This window comes from Pseudoalteromonas pernae (assembly GCF_039831865.1).
In the GTDB taxonomy this organism is placed as follows: Bacteria; Pseudomonadota; Gammaproteobacteria; order Enterobacterales; family Alteromonadaceae; genus Pseudoalteromonas; species Pseudoalteromonas pernae.
In genome coordinates this window covers 498,629-514,601 of the sequence record NZ_JBDODM010000001.1, presented here as the reverse complement: position 1 = coordinate 514,601, position 15,973 = coordinate 498,629, and the positions used below count along the sequence as shown (strand labels likewise).

Genomic DNA, 15,973 nt, shown 5'->3' with positions numbered 1-15,973 from the left:
AAATGCGCAACTAAAGTGACTTCACCCCAGTATGCGTGTGCACAGCAAAACTGGCAATACGCCAAGCATTTTGTTCTTTATACAGCATGTAGGTTGCGCCAACTTGATTAAACACGTCACCGGATTGCGTATAGCGTACCGCTAGGTTGCTCGCCAGTGCGATATTGTTGTCAATCAGGCGAACATTCATACTTTGCCATTTTACATTGGTGACGCCTTGGCGTTTAAGGCCATCTAAAAATCCTGTGACTTGTTGGCTGAATACTTGGGCGCTTACACTTTGCGGCGCATTGTTAGATGACATCAGCATGATGGTGGGTTGATAGAGCTGCTGTATATCTCCGAGTTCACCGTCCCTAATGTAATGGTTATAGTGGTTCATATACTGTGAAAATAGCTGTTTTATAGCTTGCTCATCTTCGTGGTGCAGTTCATTCGCCTTTATCGGGCTGCACAAAAGACACGTAAGTAACAAAATTAAGCCGCGAATTTTTGATATAAGCATGGGTCATCCTTAAATTGATTTAACGTTCTATACCCTAGCAAGCGCAGCGCAAAATACCGTGGATTGTTTTGTGTTTACCATGGTGCAAATATGCAACGGCGAACAGTTAGCGGATCTAAACGCCTTTTGCTTACGTAATCACAATTACAAATCAACAATGTGAAACGATATGACAAACAAGCAAAAGTCAGTGCCTACATCTAGGTTCTCACGTGCAGCTCGCTTTGGCACGTTAGCGACAAAAGTTGCGGGGAACATGATCTTCGAAGGCACAAAAGCCTGGGTTTCTGGTAAAAATACCTCTCGCCAAGAGTTACTGCTGCAACCGAAAAATATTCAGCATCTTGCAGAGCAACTTGCACATTTGCGTGGGGCGGCAATGAAGTTGGGTCAACTGCTGTCGATGGATAGCGGCGAGTTACTTTCTCCTGAGTTATCGGCCATTCTTGCCAGACTGCGCTCTGAAGCAACCCCCATGCCGCATAAGCAACTTGTTGACGTAATGCGCAATCACTGGGGGCAAGATTGGCTTGAACACTTGTCGAACTTTGAGTTGCGTCCGTTTGCGGCGGCATCAATCGGGCAAGTGCACATCGCTTACAGCGAAACGGGCGAAAAGTTGGCGGTCAAGGTGCAGTACCCAGGGATTGCTAAAGGCATTGCCAGTGATGTGGATAATCTTGCCTATCTACTAAAAGTCAGTGGTCTGTTACCAAAAGATGTAGACCTACAACCGCTGATTGAACAAGCCAAGCTCCAACTAATAAATGAAGCTGACTACGAACTCGAGGCGAATTACCTTGCACGTTATAAAGCTTGTTTGGGGGAGGATAGCAATTACCTTGTTCCACACGTGGTCGATACGCTGAGCTCAAAACAGGTATTGGTAATGCACTTTGTTGAAGGGCAGAACATAGAGGCGCTGGTAGATGCCGAACAAGGGCTGCGAAACAAAGCGGTAGAGCAGTTACTGCGGTTATTTTTGCGTGAGTTATTTTCGTTTAAGCTAATTCAAACCGATCCGAACTTTGCCAATTACCAGTACCAAATCGACAATCAGCGCTTGGTGTTGTTGGACTTTGGTGCCACGAGGGAGCTGCCCCAACATATCAGTGATGGTTATGAGCAATTACTGCGCGCAGCCATCAGAAGTGACAGGGCGGGGATTGCCGCTGCGGCCCAGACAATAGGCTATTTTGGGCAAGGCCTCGCTCAGCAATACATTGATAACGTTGTTGATATATTCTTATTGGCTTGTGAGCCACTGCGCCACCAAGGTGTCTACGACTTCGCTAAAAGCGACTTACCAAAACGTATTAAAACACTCGGACTTGAGATGAGCACCGCATCCCAATATTGGCATGCACCACCGATTGACGCCTTGTTTGTGCACCGAAAATTAGCAGGATTGTTTTTAATCGCGGCAAAACTAAAAGCGAAAGTGGACGTTAATCAGCTCTTTATGAGCAATGTTTAAATTTAGATGGTACTGGTGCAAAGGCTTGGCAATATGCTTTAAAGCATATTACCAAGCTAGATATCATAATATAAATTGGCAATTTCAATTAAGTTCCAGTGGAGGTTATTAATTTAATTCTAAAAACCTTTTACCACCTTCCATTAACATATCGGCATCTGCCCTAGTAAGATTTTTATCTCTCAAAGCACGCGCTTGATTAATAAAGGACTTAACAATATTTTTTGCGTTATCTAAAGCATGGGGTGTGCCCTTTGAATACGCCATAAGTGCATTTTCAAGCTTCACTATTAGACTCTTTTTTATACCTTTGTTAAGGGACAAAGCACTGACTTGGGACTTTAAACGTTCTAACAATTTTTCGGCGTCTATCCTGCAGCCATTGAATTGACTACATGAATATGGGGAAGTCTCCCCGAGAGTATCTGCCATTGCAGTTGCTCTAGCTTTGAATAGAGGGTACAGCAATACATTACTTAAAATGTAAGGTCCATCTTCGCCTGAAGCACCAATTAACTCTCCAGTAAAGCCGATTGTAATGTCATTACCACCTTCTATTAGATTTATAGAAGGAATGCCTGCGTCATCTATAACCTTACCGGAAGAGGTGTTCAACTGTGCAGAGATACCATACCAACCCGGAATTAGTACATCAGCATTAATGGAAATATTTAGCTGATCAAATAACCCATCCCCATCTATATCTAACGCATAATCATGTACATAGTCAGATAGTAATGTATTCTTTCTTTCTAAGGCTTCGATGTTTATAGTGCGGGTCCAACCGACATTATCCCAGCGCCCAAGTGGCTCTGAATTATGCCACAAAATTACAGACTCTATTTTGTATGGTCCGTCCACTCCCAAATGCTTAATGCTGTGATGTGGGAAGCTTACAATGAAGTTATCGACTGGCAAGTTAAAAGCGTTGGTTGCATCGGTTTTCGAACCGTTACTTGCTGATAAAATCACAGTTAAATCATACTCGCCCTCAAGTTGAACGCCTCTATAATTGAAAGCGATGTCTAAAGTATCAAAATATCCATCTTTATCTATATCCACCAATGAATCTATGTACTCTCCAGTGAGAGAAAGATTTTTAACTTTTGAACTAAAATAGCTTACAAGACTACCTTGGATATTGTTTCCGCTGCCGTCATTTTTGAAAATTTTCGCAATGGATAAATAACCCCCTTCCGAATCAACAGAAAAACTACCGCTATATATTCCATCATCAGATTTTTGGTCAATTTCCTCTCCGTTGTCCCTTAGCGTAAGAGATTCAGTGACAATACCCTGTTCATCGATGATGTCGATAGTTACGGTGGCGTTAATTAATGGTGCAGAGTCATCGAAAAGCACAACGGAGATAGGAACTGTTTTGTTTCGTTCAATAACAAACTGATTATGTCCAATAATTATTTGACCCGTTATATTATTTGAGGCCCCTTCAATATCAAGAAAGAAGGGCTCTACCAGCTCTTCAGACGACATAGATAATTCATATTTGCCTGAATGAGCGTCTTCAAGAAAGATAATAATTGAACCTGCCTTTCCAAAGTGTAACTCCTCAACTTGATTTGATGGCATGACATTATTGAAAGAGACGTTATAAGCTGGGGCATTTTGTGAGTTTACAATTACTCCACTTGGCAGTTTTAGTGAAACATCTACTGCACTGTCCGTAAATAACTGAAATTTAATAGTGCCCCCAGTAGAGTTCACTAATACACTGGTTACTTTGTTTGGCGTCAAATCAATTCTGTGTGAATTTTCAAGGTTTCTTAAATTGAGCTCTTGAGCATGCAGATTACTTAGTCCAACGACTGAGCATAAGAATAAAATTGGTAAAAGATACGCATCAACAGCTTTCATCAGTTTACTCTCCACTCTAAATTAGTTAAGGCTTGCTCAATTACTTTCATCTGAACGTTGCGCTCGTGGATAGTTGTGCACTTTCAGGTTTAATATCCAGAGGAACTTTTCCAAGAATAGGTAGATCAAGAGTCACTATATTTGTTAATTCTAGAATGTATAAATATTTTTGGTGTGTTTTTCGGTACTGATTTTATAGCTTACGCCAAGGCGTATTTTTACTCAAAATTTATGCATTTATGTTTGAGAGATAAGGAAGTTGTCTATTGCTGCTCACAGAGAAGTTTAATCTTTTTGGTGTAGGATATTTAGATCAAGTGATAGTAATAAATGGCGTTGTTTGAGGATTGTTGAGAGCAAATCGCTAAGTGGGGGAGAAGAATGGTCGGCATAGCAGGATTTGAACCTGCGACCCCTGACACCCCATGACAGTGCGCTACCAAGCTGCGCTATATGCCGACTTCGATTGCAATAGTACGCAAATAATCCCTAATTGCAAGCAGGTGATTGACTGTTTGCTTATAAAATATTCACATCTTATTACTTTGTTGTCGTTACGCAAAAAAGCGCTGCTAATACAGCGCCTTTTGCGGATAAATAGTGGCTAATCAATTTTTTGCTTGTGACAACCAGTTAGCCATCTCTTTGCGCATAAAGTCTCGCAAAATGGGTTGGGCGTCAGCATTTGGGTGAATGTTATCGTTTTGCATCAACTCTGGCTGAGTGGCTACTTGCTCAACAAAAAAAGGCATTAAGTAAGTATCTGTTTCTGATGCTATTTGCTCAAAGCTGTCTTCAAACATTTTGGTGTAACGCGGTCCGTAGTTCGGCGGAATGCGAATTTTCATTATTGCCACCTCGGCACCTGCCTCGCGGCTTTTACTGATCAGAGCACGCAAGTTATCTTGCAGCCGAGTAACCGGGAAGCCGCGCAAACCATCGTTGCCGCCAAGCTCAATTAACACATGCGTGGGCTTGTGTTCTGCCAACAGCGTATCGAGGCGACGCAGGGCTCCACCTGTTGTTTCGCCACTAATACTGGCGTTGATAAGGATTGTGGGCTTTTTGTCGCTTTCATACGTATCTTGTAACAATTGCACCCAACCTTGGTGTTGTTTTAAACCATAGGCAGCGCTTAAGCTATCTCCAAGAATCAGGATTTGGTTGTCAGCCCATGCAAGAAATGGTTTAGTGACAAGCAGTAGGACTAAAAAAGAACGTAGGATTAAAGCATTCATATGTCAGCGTTATCTCAATTAAACATTATTCAAGTCAAAGAATTAACTAAGTCCGTTAATACGCTTGACGGCGATTTAACGATCCTCAGCGACATCAGCTTTAATGTCAAGCCAGGTGAATCTGTTGCTATCGTTGGCGCATCTGGCTCAGGCAAATCAACCTTGCTGAGCTTGTTGGCCGGCCTAGACAGGGCAAGCGCAGGCTCAATTGTACTAGATGGTGAAGCCCTTGAAGAACTCGACGAGGAAGGCCGAGCGGCGCTACGGGCACAGAAAGTAGGCTTTGTGTTTCAATCATTTATGTTGGTTCAAAGCTTAAGTGCGTTGGAAAATGTGATGTTACCAGCGGAATTAGCCAACCAAAAAGACGCTAAAGAGCAAGCTTTGGCGTTACTCGAACAGGTTGGTTTGAGTCATCGCGTTGAGCATTACCCATCACAGCTTTCAGGCGGCGAGCAGCAACGTGTAGCCATTGCGCGAGCGTTCGTTGGTACACCTAAAATTCTGTTTGCGGATGAGCCATCGGCTAACTTAGATAGTAAAAATGGTAAGTTGATTGAACAGCTACTTTTTGATTTAAACCAGCAGCAGGGAACAACGCTTGTATTGGTCACACATGACGAGTCGCTGGCGCAACGTTGCGATAGGATTTTACACATTGAAGGTGGCGAGCTAACGCAATTGCGCGACCCTGAGAACAATAATGATGAGTCTCTAGAAGAAACAGCTCAGGAGCAGGCGAATGTGGGCTAAATTAGCTTTTAGACTATTTTTCAGAGAGCTGCGTCGAGGAGAGCTAACGGTAATCTGTGCGGCCATCGCGTTGGCGGTTATGACGGTATTAACGCTTTCTTCGGTTACAGATCGAATCGGCCAAGCCATCTTACAGAAGTCCAGCGCTTTCATCGCCGCTGATAGAGCCCTTGCTAGCAACCATGCCTTGCCACAAGATTACTTAGATAAAGCACAGAGCATGGGCTTATCTACTGCACGATTGACCTTCTTTGATACCATGTTGTTTGCGAATGACCGCATGCAACTGGCGTCAATCAAGGGCGCATCTGAGGGGTATCCGCTCAAAGGAGAGGTGCTGTTAAAGCCTGATTTTGACGCTCCTGAGCAAGTAGCTTCTGGGATCCCTAAACCGGGCAATGTATGGCTAAATGAGTCGGTGATGTATTCGCTCGATTTGAATGTGGGTGACACCGTTGAGTTGGGTGCTGCTACATTCACCGTGAGCTACATATTAAGTGAAGAGCCTGACGCTCCGTTCAATATATTTTCTGGCAGCCGCCGAGTGTTGTTAAACGAAGCGGACATTGAAAAAACGCAAGTTATACAGCCGGGCAGTCGGGTTTTCTATCGTCAACTGTATGCGGGTGAGGCGCAGCAAATTGACTCCTTTTATCAATGGTTAAAGCCTGAGTTAGCTGAAAACCAATATTGGTATGGTGTTAAAGATAGACAATCACCAATATCGAATTCCCTAGAACGCTCTGAGCGTTTCTTGTTGCTTGCGGGGCTTCTTGGCATCATCCTAGCGGCCGTAGCGATTGCGGTTTCAGCTAAGCGTTATTGTGAACGTCAATACGATCCTGTGGCGATGATGAAAACGCTCGGTGGTGCGCGAGCCCAAATTCGCAGCATTTACCTACTACATTTGGCTTTGGTGTGTGGGTTTTCGTTAGCTATCGGCTTGGCTGTTGGCTACACCTTGCAATATATCGCGGCAGATTACATGGCTGCGAATATGGATGTGATGCTGCCTCCAGCGTCAATTCGCCCTTGGCTTAGTGCTGTTTTCATCGGGGTGGTTTGTGCGGTGATGTTTTCCATTAAACCGTTATTGGATTTATTCGATATTCCACCGCTGCGTGTTCTGCGTCGCAATCTGGGCGACCGTTTAGTGATCAGCAAAATTCATTTAACTTTATCAGCGTTAACCGTGTTCGCGATGATGTGGCTATTTAGCGGTAAGATAATGATATCGCTTATCTTATTTGCATCGTCAGCGTTCGTTGTTCTGGTGCTATTTATATTGTCGCGCGTACTTTTTGGTACAGGGCGCAAGCTGGGTTTAAGCCCAGGAAACAGTTGGTCTTTGGCGATTGCCTCTATTCAAAAACGTGCCAATGCCAATGCTGTACAACTTATTAGTTTTGCCCTTGCAATAAAGCTGTTGTTATTCCTTATCGTACTGAAAAACGACATGATCAACGACTGGCAATCGCAACTACCTGCTGATGCTCCTAATGCTTTCCTTGTGAATATTACAGAGGAAGAAAAGCAGCCAGTATCTGATTACCTCCAGGCTAATGGCATCGAGGTGTCACGTTTTTATCCGACTATTCGAGGTCGTGTAAACGCGATTAATGGCGAGATGGTAGCGCGCGAAGTGTCTCTGGAAGACAATGAGAAAAAAGATGAAGAAGCACGCTCAGGCGTGGGGCGTGAGCTTAACCTCACTTGGGTGAGTGAAATGCCTAGTCACAATATTCTCAGTGAAGGGCAGTGGTTTAACGAGCAAACCCGTGGTGAAGTGTCGGTTGAACAGTCGATGGCTGAGCGTCTTGATATCAAATTAGGCGACACCATTGGTTTCTTGATTGGTTCACAAACATTTGAAGCCAAGGTCACCAGCTTCCGTGAGGTTAACTGGTCGACCCTAAAGCCGAACTTCTTCATGATCCTAAGCCCAGACTTACTCGAGTCGTTCCCGGCGACGTATATTGCTGCTGCACGCATTAATGATGAACAAAATAAGGCGTTCACCGCGCTGCTGCGCGAGTACCCAACAATCACCGCGATTGACGTTGATAATTTCGTTGATCAAATTCGCTCGACCATCGAGCAAGTGTCGTTGGCCATTGGCTTTGTATTAGCCATTGTTGTGGTGTGTGGAGCGCTGGTGCTGATTTCTCAGGTTCAAGCGAGTTTAGGAGAGCGCATGCAAGAAGTAGTTATTCTGCGCACACTTGGCGCGCGCGGGAAACTGATCCGTCACGCAACACTGTATGAGTTTTTGTTATTAGGCTTAATAGCAGGCATTGTTGCTGCGCTAGTCAGTGATGTGGCCTTGCTAATAGTGCAAAAACAATTATTCGAATTACCGGGTAAATTCCACCCCGACATTTGGTTTATTGGTCCTGTGGCGGGTGCGGCATTCGTTGCTGTATTGGGTTACGCCATGATTGCACGCACGCTGAACAAAAACACCAGCGGATTACTTCGCAAATTAATGTAATGTTGTATGGTGTTGTAGATAGAAAAAGCTCCCTAACTTGGGAGCTTTTTTATTACGCCGTTTTTTTGCTAAGCAGCTGCTCTAATGTGGGTTTTAAATCAGGGTGCCGGAAACGAAACCCTTCACCTAATAAGCGTTTTGGATACACATTCTGACCATATAAGAGTAAATCGGCCATTTCGCCCATCATTAATCTGAGTACTTTTTCAGGCATTCTGAAAAAGGCAGGGCGCCTTAATACCTCAGCAAGGGTACTAGAGAACTCTTCGTTGGTTACCGCATTGGGTGAGGTCGCATTAATTGGGCCTTGAATATGGTCGGATTTAATGAGGTACATAATTAGTTGTACCATGTCATCTATGTGTATCCACGACATCACTTGGTCGCCTTTGCCTAATGGACCACCTAAACCGAAGCGAAATGCGGGCAGCATTTTGCTTAGTGCGCCCCCATCATTGGCAAGCACAATGCCGGTGCGCAGTAAACACACGCGAGTTTGTGCCTCAAGTGCTGCTTGCTCCCAATCGCGGCAGAGGGTGTGGCTAAATTCATCGAAGCAGTCATCGAACTCTTCTTCTATGATGATATCGCCATCTTGGCGGCCATAATAACCAATGGCGCTGCCGGAGATCAGTAGTTTGGGTTTATCTTCTGCGGCGTTAATCTTTGCCGCGATCTCCTTGGTTAACGCGACTCTAGAATCGTAGATTTCGCGCTTTTGTTCTTCACTCCAGCGTTTATTGACTATTGGCTCGCCCGCGAGGTTTATCACGATATCTACGTCATTAAAGTCGATGTCGTTAAGGTTGCTTATAGCCTCGATTCTATGACCTAAGGTCAGGTAAGCTTTTGATGGCGTGCGCGTAAGCACAGTCACGCTGTGATGATTCAATAAGTGTTTATACAGCTCAGCGCCTATGAGCCCTGTGGCGCCTGTGATCAATATATTCATGCTCGTCATAAGGTACTTGGCTTATCTAAAAAGTGTAGGACATTTATTACGAACATGTAGGAAGTCAGATCATTTTAATCGCTTAATCAATGGTTTATTTTAATCATTAAGTCACCTAAACTTGCATGCATAACCATAAAAAAAGGAACAGACCATGGCAAGCTCTACAGGCGCCAGTAAAAGCCTTCTCGTGACGGCTTCACTTGTCATCGTATTAGCAGGGATAAAAATTGCGAGTCCGCTCGTAGTGCCTTTCATTCTCTCTGTCTTCATCGCTATTATTTGTAGCCCGCTTATTAATGCACTAGGCCGATATCGTATTCCTAAAGGGGTCGCTATCGTGTTGGTGATCATGCTGGTATTTAGTTTGATACTCAGTCTTGCGGGGTTGGTGGGGCAGTCCATTAATGACTTCTCAGAGCAACTGCCGCGCTATGAAGAGCAGCTCAAAGGTGAGTTTGTGTGGTTAGTGAATCTATTAGCCAAATACAACATCTTCTTAGACAAAGAACAGATCATGTCGATGTTCAATCCTGGAAAGCTGATAAATGTCGCAACGAATATGCTTGCAGGCTTTGGCGCGGTCATGGCGAACTTATTTTTGATTATCGTGACCGTGGTGTTTATGTTGTTCGAAGGCCCGTCAATTAACAACAAGGTGCATCTTGCCTTGGACGACCCGGATATGAAAATCGCTCAGATAGACCGTTTCTTGGAGTCCATTAATTCATACTTGGCTATCAAAACCTTGGTTAGTTTGGCCACTGGTGCCTTGGTCACCTTGATGTTGTGGGTTGTTGGCATCGACTATTTCATTCTCTGGGGTGTGGTGGCATTTATGCTCAATTATATCCCCAACATTGGTTCAATCATTGCTGCGGTACCTGCTGTGTTGCTGGCATTAATAACGCACAACCCATTAACCGCAGCGCTTGTTGGCGGCGGTTACCTATTGATTAATACAGTAATGGGAAATGTTGTTGAGCCGCGCTTTATGGGCCGTGGACTTGGCCTGTCAGCGCTCGTGGTGTTTCTTTCGTTGATATTCTGGGGATGGTTATTGGGCAGTGTGGGCATGTTGTTATCTGTACCACTGACCATGGTAGTTAAAATTGCCCTCGAAGAAAGCGAAGAGGGTCGCTGGTTAGCAACCCTGCTAGGGGGTGATGTTGAGTTACCTAAAGATGAAAACGAAGCTTAATCAAGTGGTGTTTTGTAGGTAGCGATACGTTGGTCAATGAGTCGCAGCTCGCAATGTTTATATGCGATAGCTGCGGCAACCGCATCGGGCATTTTACGTAAATAGCGCCATCTACAACTGTCTTCCAAATAATTAATAAAGCTTTTTTCTGAGCGCAAATAGATATCCAAAGGCTGTGTTATACCTGAGCTTTTAGCTAATCCCTCAAGCTCGAATCGGCGTTTGTTCTTCCACGTTTCTAGTTCGCGTTTGCCTAAATCAAGTTGCCTATCCAAACACTGCACGTATTGGTTGCGGGTCGATGGTTTATCATCTGCCATTGTGCACTCTTTAGCGTCGGCGGATGCCGCAGAGGATACAAAGCTTGATATTGCTAGTAAGGTACTTACACAAAGAAGCGTTTTTTTATAATTCATTTAGTTGTTAACTCGTTTCTTGATAATCGAATTCTAACTCAAAACTCGCACCACCGAGTTCGCTGTCAGAAATCGTAAGTTTACCGTTATAGCCTTTGACCAAATCAGCGACGATGGCCATTCCCACACCATGACCGCTTTCGTAGCTATCGAGGCGGGTACCACGTTGTAATAATAGCTCACGTTTGTGCTCTGGCACGCCCGGGCCGTTGTCTTCAATCGTTAAAGTTAAGCGCTTCTTCACTTGCTGGACATTAAGGCTGACTTTGCCATCACAGGCCTTACAGGCGTTGTCCACTAAGTTACCAAGTAGTTCCATTAAGTCGGTTTTATCGCCGAGGAAGAAGTGTTTGTCGCTGACATTGACTGTAAATTCAATGTCTTTATCACGATACACTTTGGTCATGGCGTTAAAAATCGAATCGGCCACCGGTTTGATGAGCGTTTGTTTTTTCCAGGTATCGGAGGCGCCCGTAGCAGCACGTTTTAATTGGTGCTCGATCATCACATTAATGCGGTCGAGTTGCTCTTGCGCATCACTATCGAGTGCCAGCGGGCTTGATTTTAATACTGCGAGTGGCGTTTTTAACGCGTGAGCCAAATCACTTAATGATGCTCGGTAGCGTTCTTTTTGCCTTTGTTGCGATTCCAATAGCAGGTTTAAATCGGCTTTAATGGTTTGCAGTTCAATAGGGTAATGCCCTTTGATGCTCATGCTGTCGCCGGACTCAATGGCTTTGATTTCTTTGTCGAGGCGGTGCAGGGGGCGTGAACTCCAAAAGAACCCGATGATCATCAAAGAAGTAATAACCACACCCATGATCAACATCCAGTTAATGGACGTTTCTTTAAACCCTTCCATCAAGCGCAAAATACCTTCGTTGCTTTTTACAACGATAAAGCGCGCTTCGATGGTTTCATCCATATTCGATAAGATACCCGTGAGGGAAAGCTGCCAGTATTTGCGACCATTAAAGGTTACCATTCTAAAGTCAGACGTACCCGTCTCGGTAATGAACAAGTCAGGTTTAAAATCAACATTGAGTGCTGATTCACTTTGCCACACTTGTTCGTCGCCACTGTATATCATTGCATAGGTGTCAGAGGTATAGCGGTTCAACTCTGGCGCTAGAATACTGCGCGGCATTTGTACACCAAGTTCGGTGTATTCAACTTCAGAAATAATAGAATAGAGGTGCGCTTCGAGAGTTTTTTCTGTGGCTTCAATCAATGAGGCGCGATAGGCGTTACCAATGGACACAAACAGGATTGGCATTGCTACTATCAATAAAAAGACAAGGATAAATCCTTGTCTTATTTTTAATGAGACTTGATCGCCTACCACTGCGAGCGCAACCTGTAACCTCGACCACGTAAGGTCTCTACAGGATTAAGTGTGCCCTCAGGGTCAAGTTTTTTACGCAGTCGCAGTACGAATACTTCGATTACGTTCGAGTCTAAGTCAAAGTCTTGGTCGTAGATGTGTTCTGTGAGCTCTGACTTTGAGATAACTTTTTGTGGATTAACCATTAAGTACTCGAGTACTTTGTACTCGTAAGCTGTTAGGTTTAATTCGCGGTCATCAACCCATACTTGTTGTGAACGGGTGTGAATACGAATCGGGCCGTGCTGAATTTCAGGGTTTGCCTGACCCGCACTGCGGCGAATAAGCGCATTACAACGCGCAATCAGCTCTTCTACATGGAAAGGCTTGGTTAGGTAATCATCTGCACCCGCATCAAGACCTTCCACTTTATCTTGCCAGCGATCACGCGCGGTCAAAATAAGAATCGGAATATCGACACCATTTTTACGTGCTTGTCTAATAAGCTCAATACCATCAATTTTCGGTAGACCTAAGTCAACAACCGCCATGTCTAATGGATATTCACAGATATGGAAAAGACCCGCTTCACCGTCGTGGCATAAATCTACGCTATAACGCTCTTTTTCAAGCGCACTACGTAAGTTATCCGCTAAATGTTGATCGTCTTCGATGACTAAAATTCGCATTAATTATTTTCCTTCTCAACTTGCCCAGTGCGTTTTGAGACAATGATGTCGACTACTCTGCCTTTAGGCTTTAAGATTCGAACAACAAATCTGTCCTTTTGTTCCGATATTTTTAAAACTTTACCGTTTTCAGCTCTCTTTGCAATCGCTACTGCTTCACGTTTATCAATATTTTTGTCAGCACTGGGTGCTGCACTGGCTGTTGATAAACAAAGCGCAAATGTAATTGAGATAGCTGCGATTAGTCTTAACATGATTCAAGAAGCTCCCAGTGAATCCTCGGTAAACGTCTGTTGGCTTACCCGCGGGCAGTGACATTCATTTAGCATACGTAAAACCAATTAACCTTTACTGAACTTTATTCAGGAAGGACTTTTTTGTAAGGTTTGACCACCGAATTCTCGTACACGCCTGCGGCAATATAAGGGTCGTTTGCTGCCCACTCTCGGGCGGCTTGTAATGATTCAAACTCGGCTATCACGAGCGAACCAGTAAATCCGGCTTCACCTGGGTTTTCACTGTCAATTGCAGGAAGTGGACCAGCTACAAATAGACGGCCTTGTGCATCTAATTCTTTTAATCTCGCTAAGTGGTCAGGGCGGGCTGCTAAGCGTTTTTCTAGTGAGTTTTCAACATCTGTTGAGTAAATCATATACAACATAATTTAAAACCAAGATTTTGGTATGAGTTACTGTTTATGATAGCCAGCAAAGAGGGGCCTTGTAAATTTTATTCTGCGAAGTGCGGCTCAAAGAAATATCCCTAAGCCTATGAAGTTTGGTGAAGAAGTTACAAACCGGTCAATAAGATGGCAGTTTGTTCTTTATTTAAGCTATCTCTTTAACTGTCAATCTTTGGCAACATATGTAAACGTTTTAGTCCCTCGTGATGTGTCTATAAAGCTTGAAAACACCTGTTTAACACCGTAGAGTCGAGCTAAAAATAATAACAAGGTTTTTCTATGAGCGAAAAACGCGAACACTTTAGCTCACGCTTGGGCTTTATTCTGGCGGCTGCAGGGTCTGCAGTAGGTATCGGTAACCTCGTGGGTTTCCCTGTTTCTGCAACCAAAAATGGTGGCGGTGCCTTTCTACTCGTGTACGCCTTATTCGTTGCGTTTATCTGCCTACCCGTGATGATGGCAGAGATGGCAATGGGCCGTAAGGCGCAAAAAGACCCATTCGGCGCGTATAAAGCACTCTCTGGAAACTCATCGAAATGGAGTATCGCAGGTTTTCTCGCAGTCCTGACTCCATTCATGATTGCTGTTTTTTATATGGTTATCACAGTGTGGATATTCGGTTACCTCGCGCAGACAGCGATCGGTAACCTTGACGCCCTGGCTGACCCCGGTAACTTTGGCCGCTTTATAAACGAATACAGCATTTTCGGTTACATGGTCGTGGTTGCCATCATCGTCAATCTTATCCTTGTCGGTGGGGTTAAAGATGGAATCGAAAAAGCGGCGAAATTCTTAATGCCAGCCTTGTTTGTGTTGTTAATTGGTTTAGTTGCCTACGTGTTGACCTTAGACAATGCCATGGCCGGTGTGCGTTATTACATCGTTCCTGACTTTTCAAAAATGAATGCCAGCGTCTTAAACGGTGCACTTTCTCAGGCGTTCTTTTCGTTGTCTTTAGGTATGGGTATCTTAATGACCTACGCCTCTTACATCTCGAAAAAAGATGACATTGTCAGCGGTGCCAAAATGGTCGCAATTACTGACTCTTTAGTTGCGTTTACCGCTGGTTTAATGGTGTTGCCGGCTATTTTCAGCTTCAATCCTGAAACAGACCCAAGCGAACTTTCTGAGTCGTCTGTGTCGATGATTTTCGTTTACCTGCCTAAGATTCTACTCGCTTTGCAAACTGATATTGGTTTCGTTGGCGCGTCAATCGTGGCGTTTGTTTTCTTCTTATTGGTATTTTTTGCGGCGATCACCTCTTTGGTTTCGATTGTTGAAGTACCAACAGCGACCTTAATCGAAGAAAAAGGTTACAGCCGCCAAAAGGCGTTATTAGTGCTAGCGGGTGCCATTGGTATCTTAACCGTTGGCTGTACGATGTCATTTGGAATGGTTGAATGGCTCACCCAGTTTATGAATTACGGCGGTGCTGATAAGAGTTTCTTCGACCTAGTTTACGATGTCTTCTACGACACAATTTTGCCATTGAACGGTCTCATGGTGTGTCTATTTGTTATGTATCGTTGGAAGAAAGCGAAACTTACTGAGGAGCTTTCGCAAGGGTGTGATAGCTACTCTGGCAGCTTTATGGAGAAATACGTTAATTTCTCATTGTCGACCTTTATTCCAGTCATTTTACTTTTGATTTTTGTAAATACCGTAGCGACCAAATTCTTCGCCGTGAGTATTTTCAACTTCTAAAGCATCTATCGGGAGCCTATATGGCTCCCGAGTCTATATAACTACCTATCCCCAAGGTAAACATCCACAGCCCCCAAATACTATGCTCCAGTACACATACCGCAGTTGAGCGCGATTGTGCGTAGGTGTATGAGAACAGTAAGCCCCCAGCGAACGCCAAGGCTACAGCTATAAGGTTGCCATACACCATGTGCGCCAGTGCAAACACCGCTGCGCTGAGCCACACGCGTGCTGTTTTGCTAGGGATAATTCGCTTGTAACGATGAAAGAAGTAAGTGCGAAAGATTAACTCTTGGGGCAGCACCGACAGCAACGGATAGAGCACTAATAGCATCAGCCAACTTGCTGGAGACTCTAACGGGTAACTAAACCAATTATCTTGATTGATGATGCCGTACAAAACGCCAGAGAGCAGCGCTCCAACCATAAAGAACGTCGCTATTCGTTTGCGTACCGCAGCAAATTGACCGAGTGATGTTAAGCGAAAGCGCTTAAAGTGTGGATCAGTCAGTAGGATAAAGCAGCAAAATGCAGTCAGCGTGATTAAGGCGGGGATTAACCAATTTTGTAGGTGCGCTCTGGCGGCGAAACCAACCAATGGCAGTAAAATAAATACACCGAGTAATTCAAGCCAGCGATATTGAGAGTCGTTCAAGGCGCGGTTCC

Annotated in this window: 15 protein-coding genes and 1 tRNA gene; 5 read left to right on the top strand and 11 right to left on the bottom strand. The window is 44.3% G+C overall.

Annotated elements, in window-relative coordinates:
* Positions 1-10: 10 nt before the first annotated feature.
* Positions 11-505 carry a DUF6841 family protein gene (locus V1358_RS02220; protein WP_347392450.1) on the bottom strand — a complete coding sequence of 165 codons (495 nt, stop codon included), beginning with the start codon at positions 503-505 and terminating at the stop codon, positions 11-13.
* 169 nt (positions 506-674) lie between these two features.
* Between V1358_RS02220 and V1358_RS02215 the strand changes: the two genes are divergently transcribed.
* Positions 675-1,982: an ABC1 kinase family protein gene (locus V1358_RS02215; RefSeq protein ID WP_347392449.1), complete on the top strand. Its 1,308-nt coding sequence runs from the start codon at positions 675-677 to the stop codon at positions 1,980-1,982.
* A 108-nt stretch (positions 1,983-2,090) separates the two neighbouring features.
* Here the strand turns inward: V1358_RS02215 and V1358_RS02210 are convergent, their stop codons facing one another.
* From V1358_RS02210 to V1358_RS02200, 3 genes are all read right to left on the bottom strand, one after another.
* Entirely contained in the window at positions 2,091-3,857 is a 1,767-nt protein-coding gene (locus V1358_RS02210; protein ID WP_347392448.1) for a choice-of-anchor X domain-containing protein, read from the bottom strand.
* A gap of 382 nt (positions 3,858-4,239) precedes the next feature.
* A tRNA-Pro gene (locus V1358_RS02205) sits at positions 4,240-4,316 on the bottom strand.
* Positions 4,317-4,465: 149 nt separating this feature from the next.
* On the bottom strand, positions 4,466-5,095 hold the full coding sequence (locus V1358_RS02200) for an arylesterase (protein ID WP_347392447.1): 630 nt from the start codon (positions 5,093-5,095) through the stop codon (positions 4,466-4,468).
* Here V1358_RS02200 and V1358_RS02195 point away from each other — a divergent pair, their 5' ends adjacent.
* A complete protein-coding gene (locus V1358_RS02195; RefSeq protein ID WP_347389178.1) occupies positions 5,096-5,848 on the top strand; it encodes an ABC transporter ATP-binding protein in 753 nt (250 codons plus the stop codon).
* Positions 5,838-8,339, top strand: coding sequence for an ABC transporter permease (locus V1358_RS02190; protein WP_347392446.1), 2,502 nt, complete (start codon positions 5,838-5,840; stop codon positions 8,337-8,339). Before V1358_RS02195 ends, V1358_RS02190 begins: the two co-directional genes overlap by 11 nt.
* A 52-nt stretch (positions 8,340-8,391) precedes the next feature.
* Here the strand turns inward: V1358_RS02190 and V1358_RS02185 are convergent, their stop codons facing one another.
* A complete protein-coding gene (locus tag V1358_RS02185; protein ID WP_347389180.1) occupies positions 8,392-9,291 on the bottom strand; it encodes a TIGR01777 family oxidoreductase in 900 nt (299 codons plus the stop codon).
* Between the two features lie 154 nt (positions 9,292-9,445).
* Between V1358_RS02185 and V1358_RS02180 the strand changes: the two genes are divergently transcribed.
* Positions 9,446-10,492, top strand: a complete 1,047-nt coding sequence (locus V1358_RS02180) for an AI-2E family transporter (RefSeq protein ID WP_347389181.1) — start codon at positions 9,446-9,448, stop codon at positions 10,490-10,492.
* On the opposite strand, the gene V1358_RS02175 is transcribed toward V1358_RS02180, so the two are convergent.
* The 5 genes from V1358_RS02175 to V1358_RS02155 all read right to left on the bottom strand — a co-directional run bounded on the left by V1358_RS02175 (position 10,489) and on the right by V1358_RS02155 (position 13,582).
* Positions 10,489-10,812, bottom strand: a complete 324-nt coding sequence (locus tag V1358_RS02175; RefSeq protein WP_347392445.1) for a hypothetical protein — start codon at positions 10,810-10,812, stop codon at positions 10,489-10,491. The two genes, V1358_RS02180 and V1358_RS02175, sit on opposite strands and share 4 nt — an antisense overlap.
* A 103-nt stretch (positions 10,813-10,915) precedes the next feature.
* On the bottom strand, positions 10,916-12,253 hold the full coding sequence (locus tag V1358_RS02170; protein WP_347389183.1) for an ATP-binding protein: 1,338 nt from the start codon (positions 12,251-12,253) through the stop codon (positions 10,916-10,918).
* A complete protein-coding gene (locus tag V1358_RS02165) occupies positions 12,247-12,921 on the bottom strand; it encodes a response regulator transcription factor (RefSeq protein WP_347389184.1) in 675 nt (224 codons plus the stop codon). The genes V1358_RS02170 and V1358_RS02165 overlap by 7 nt, the downstream gene beginning before the upstream one ends.
* Positions 12,921-13,175, bottom strand: a complete 255-nt coding sequence (locus V1358_RS02160) for a PepSY domain-containing protein (protein ID WP_347389185.1) — start codon at positions 13,173-13,175, stop codon at positions 12,921-12,923. The genes V1358_RS02165 and V1358_RS02160 overlap by 1 nt, the downstream gene beginning before the upstream one ends.
* 104 nt (positions 13,176-13,279) lie before the next feature.
* Complete coding sequence (locus V1358_RS02155; RefSeq protein WP_347389186.1) at positions 13,280-13,582, bottom strand: YciI family protein; 303 nt, start codon at positions 13,580-13,582, stop codon at positions 13,280-13,282.
* 300 nt (positions 13,583-13,882) lie between these two features.
* Between V1358_RS02155 and V1358_RS02150 the strand changes: the two genes are divergently transcribed.
* A complete protein-coding gene (locus tag V1358_RS02150; protein ID WP_347392444.1) occupies positions 13,883-15,307 on the top strand; it encodes a sodium-dependent transporter in 1,425 nt (474 codons plus the stop codon).
* 16 nt (positions 15,308-15,323) lie between these two features.
* Here V1358_RS02150 and V1358_RS02145 read toward each other — a convergent pair whose 3' ends face one another.
* On the bottom strand, positions 15,324-15,962 hold the full coding sequence (locus V1358_RS02145) for a CPBP family intramembrane glutamic endopeptidase (protein ID WP_347392443.1): 639 nt from the start codon (positions 15,960-15,962) through the stop codon (positions 15,324-15,326).
* Positions 15,963-15,973 lie beyond the last annotated feature (11 nt).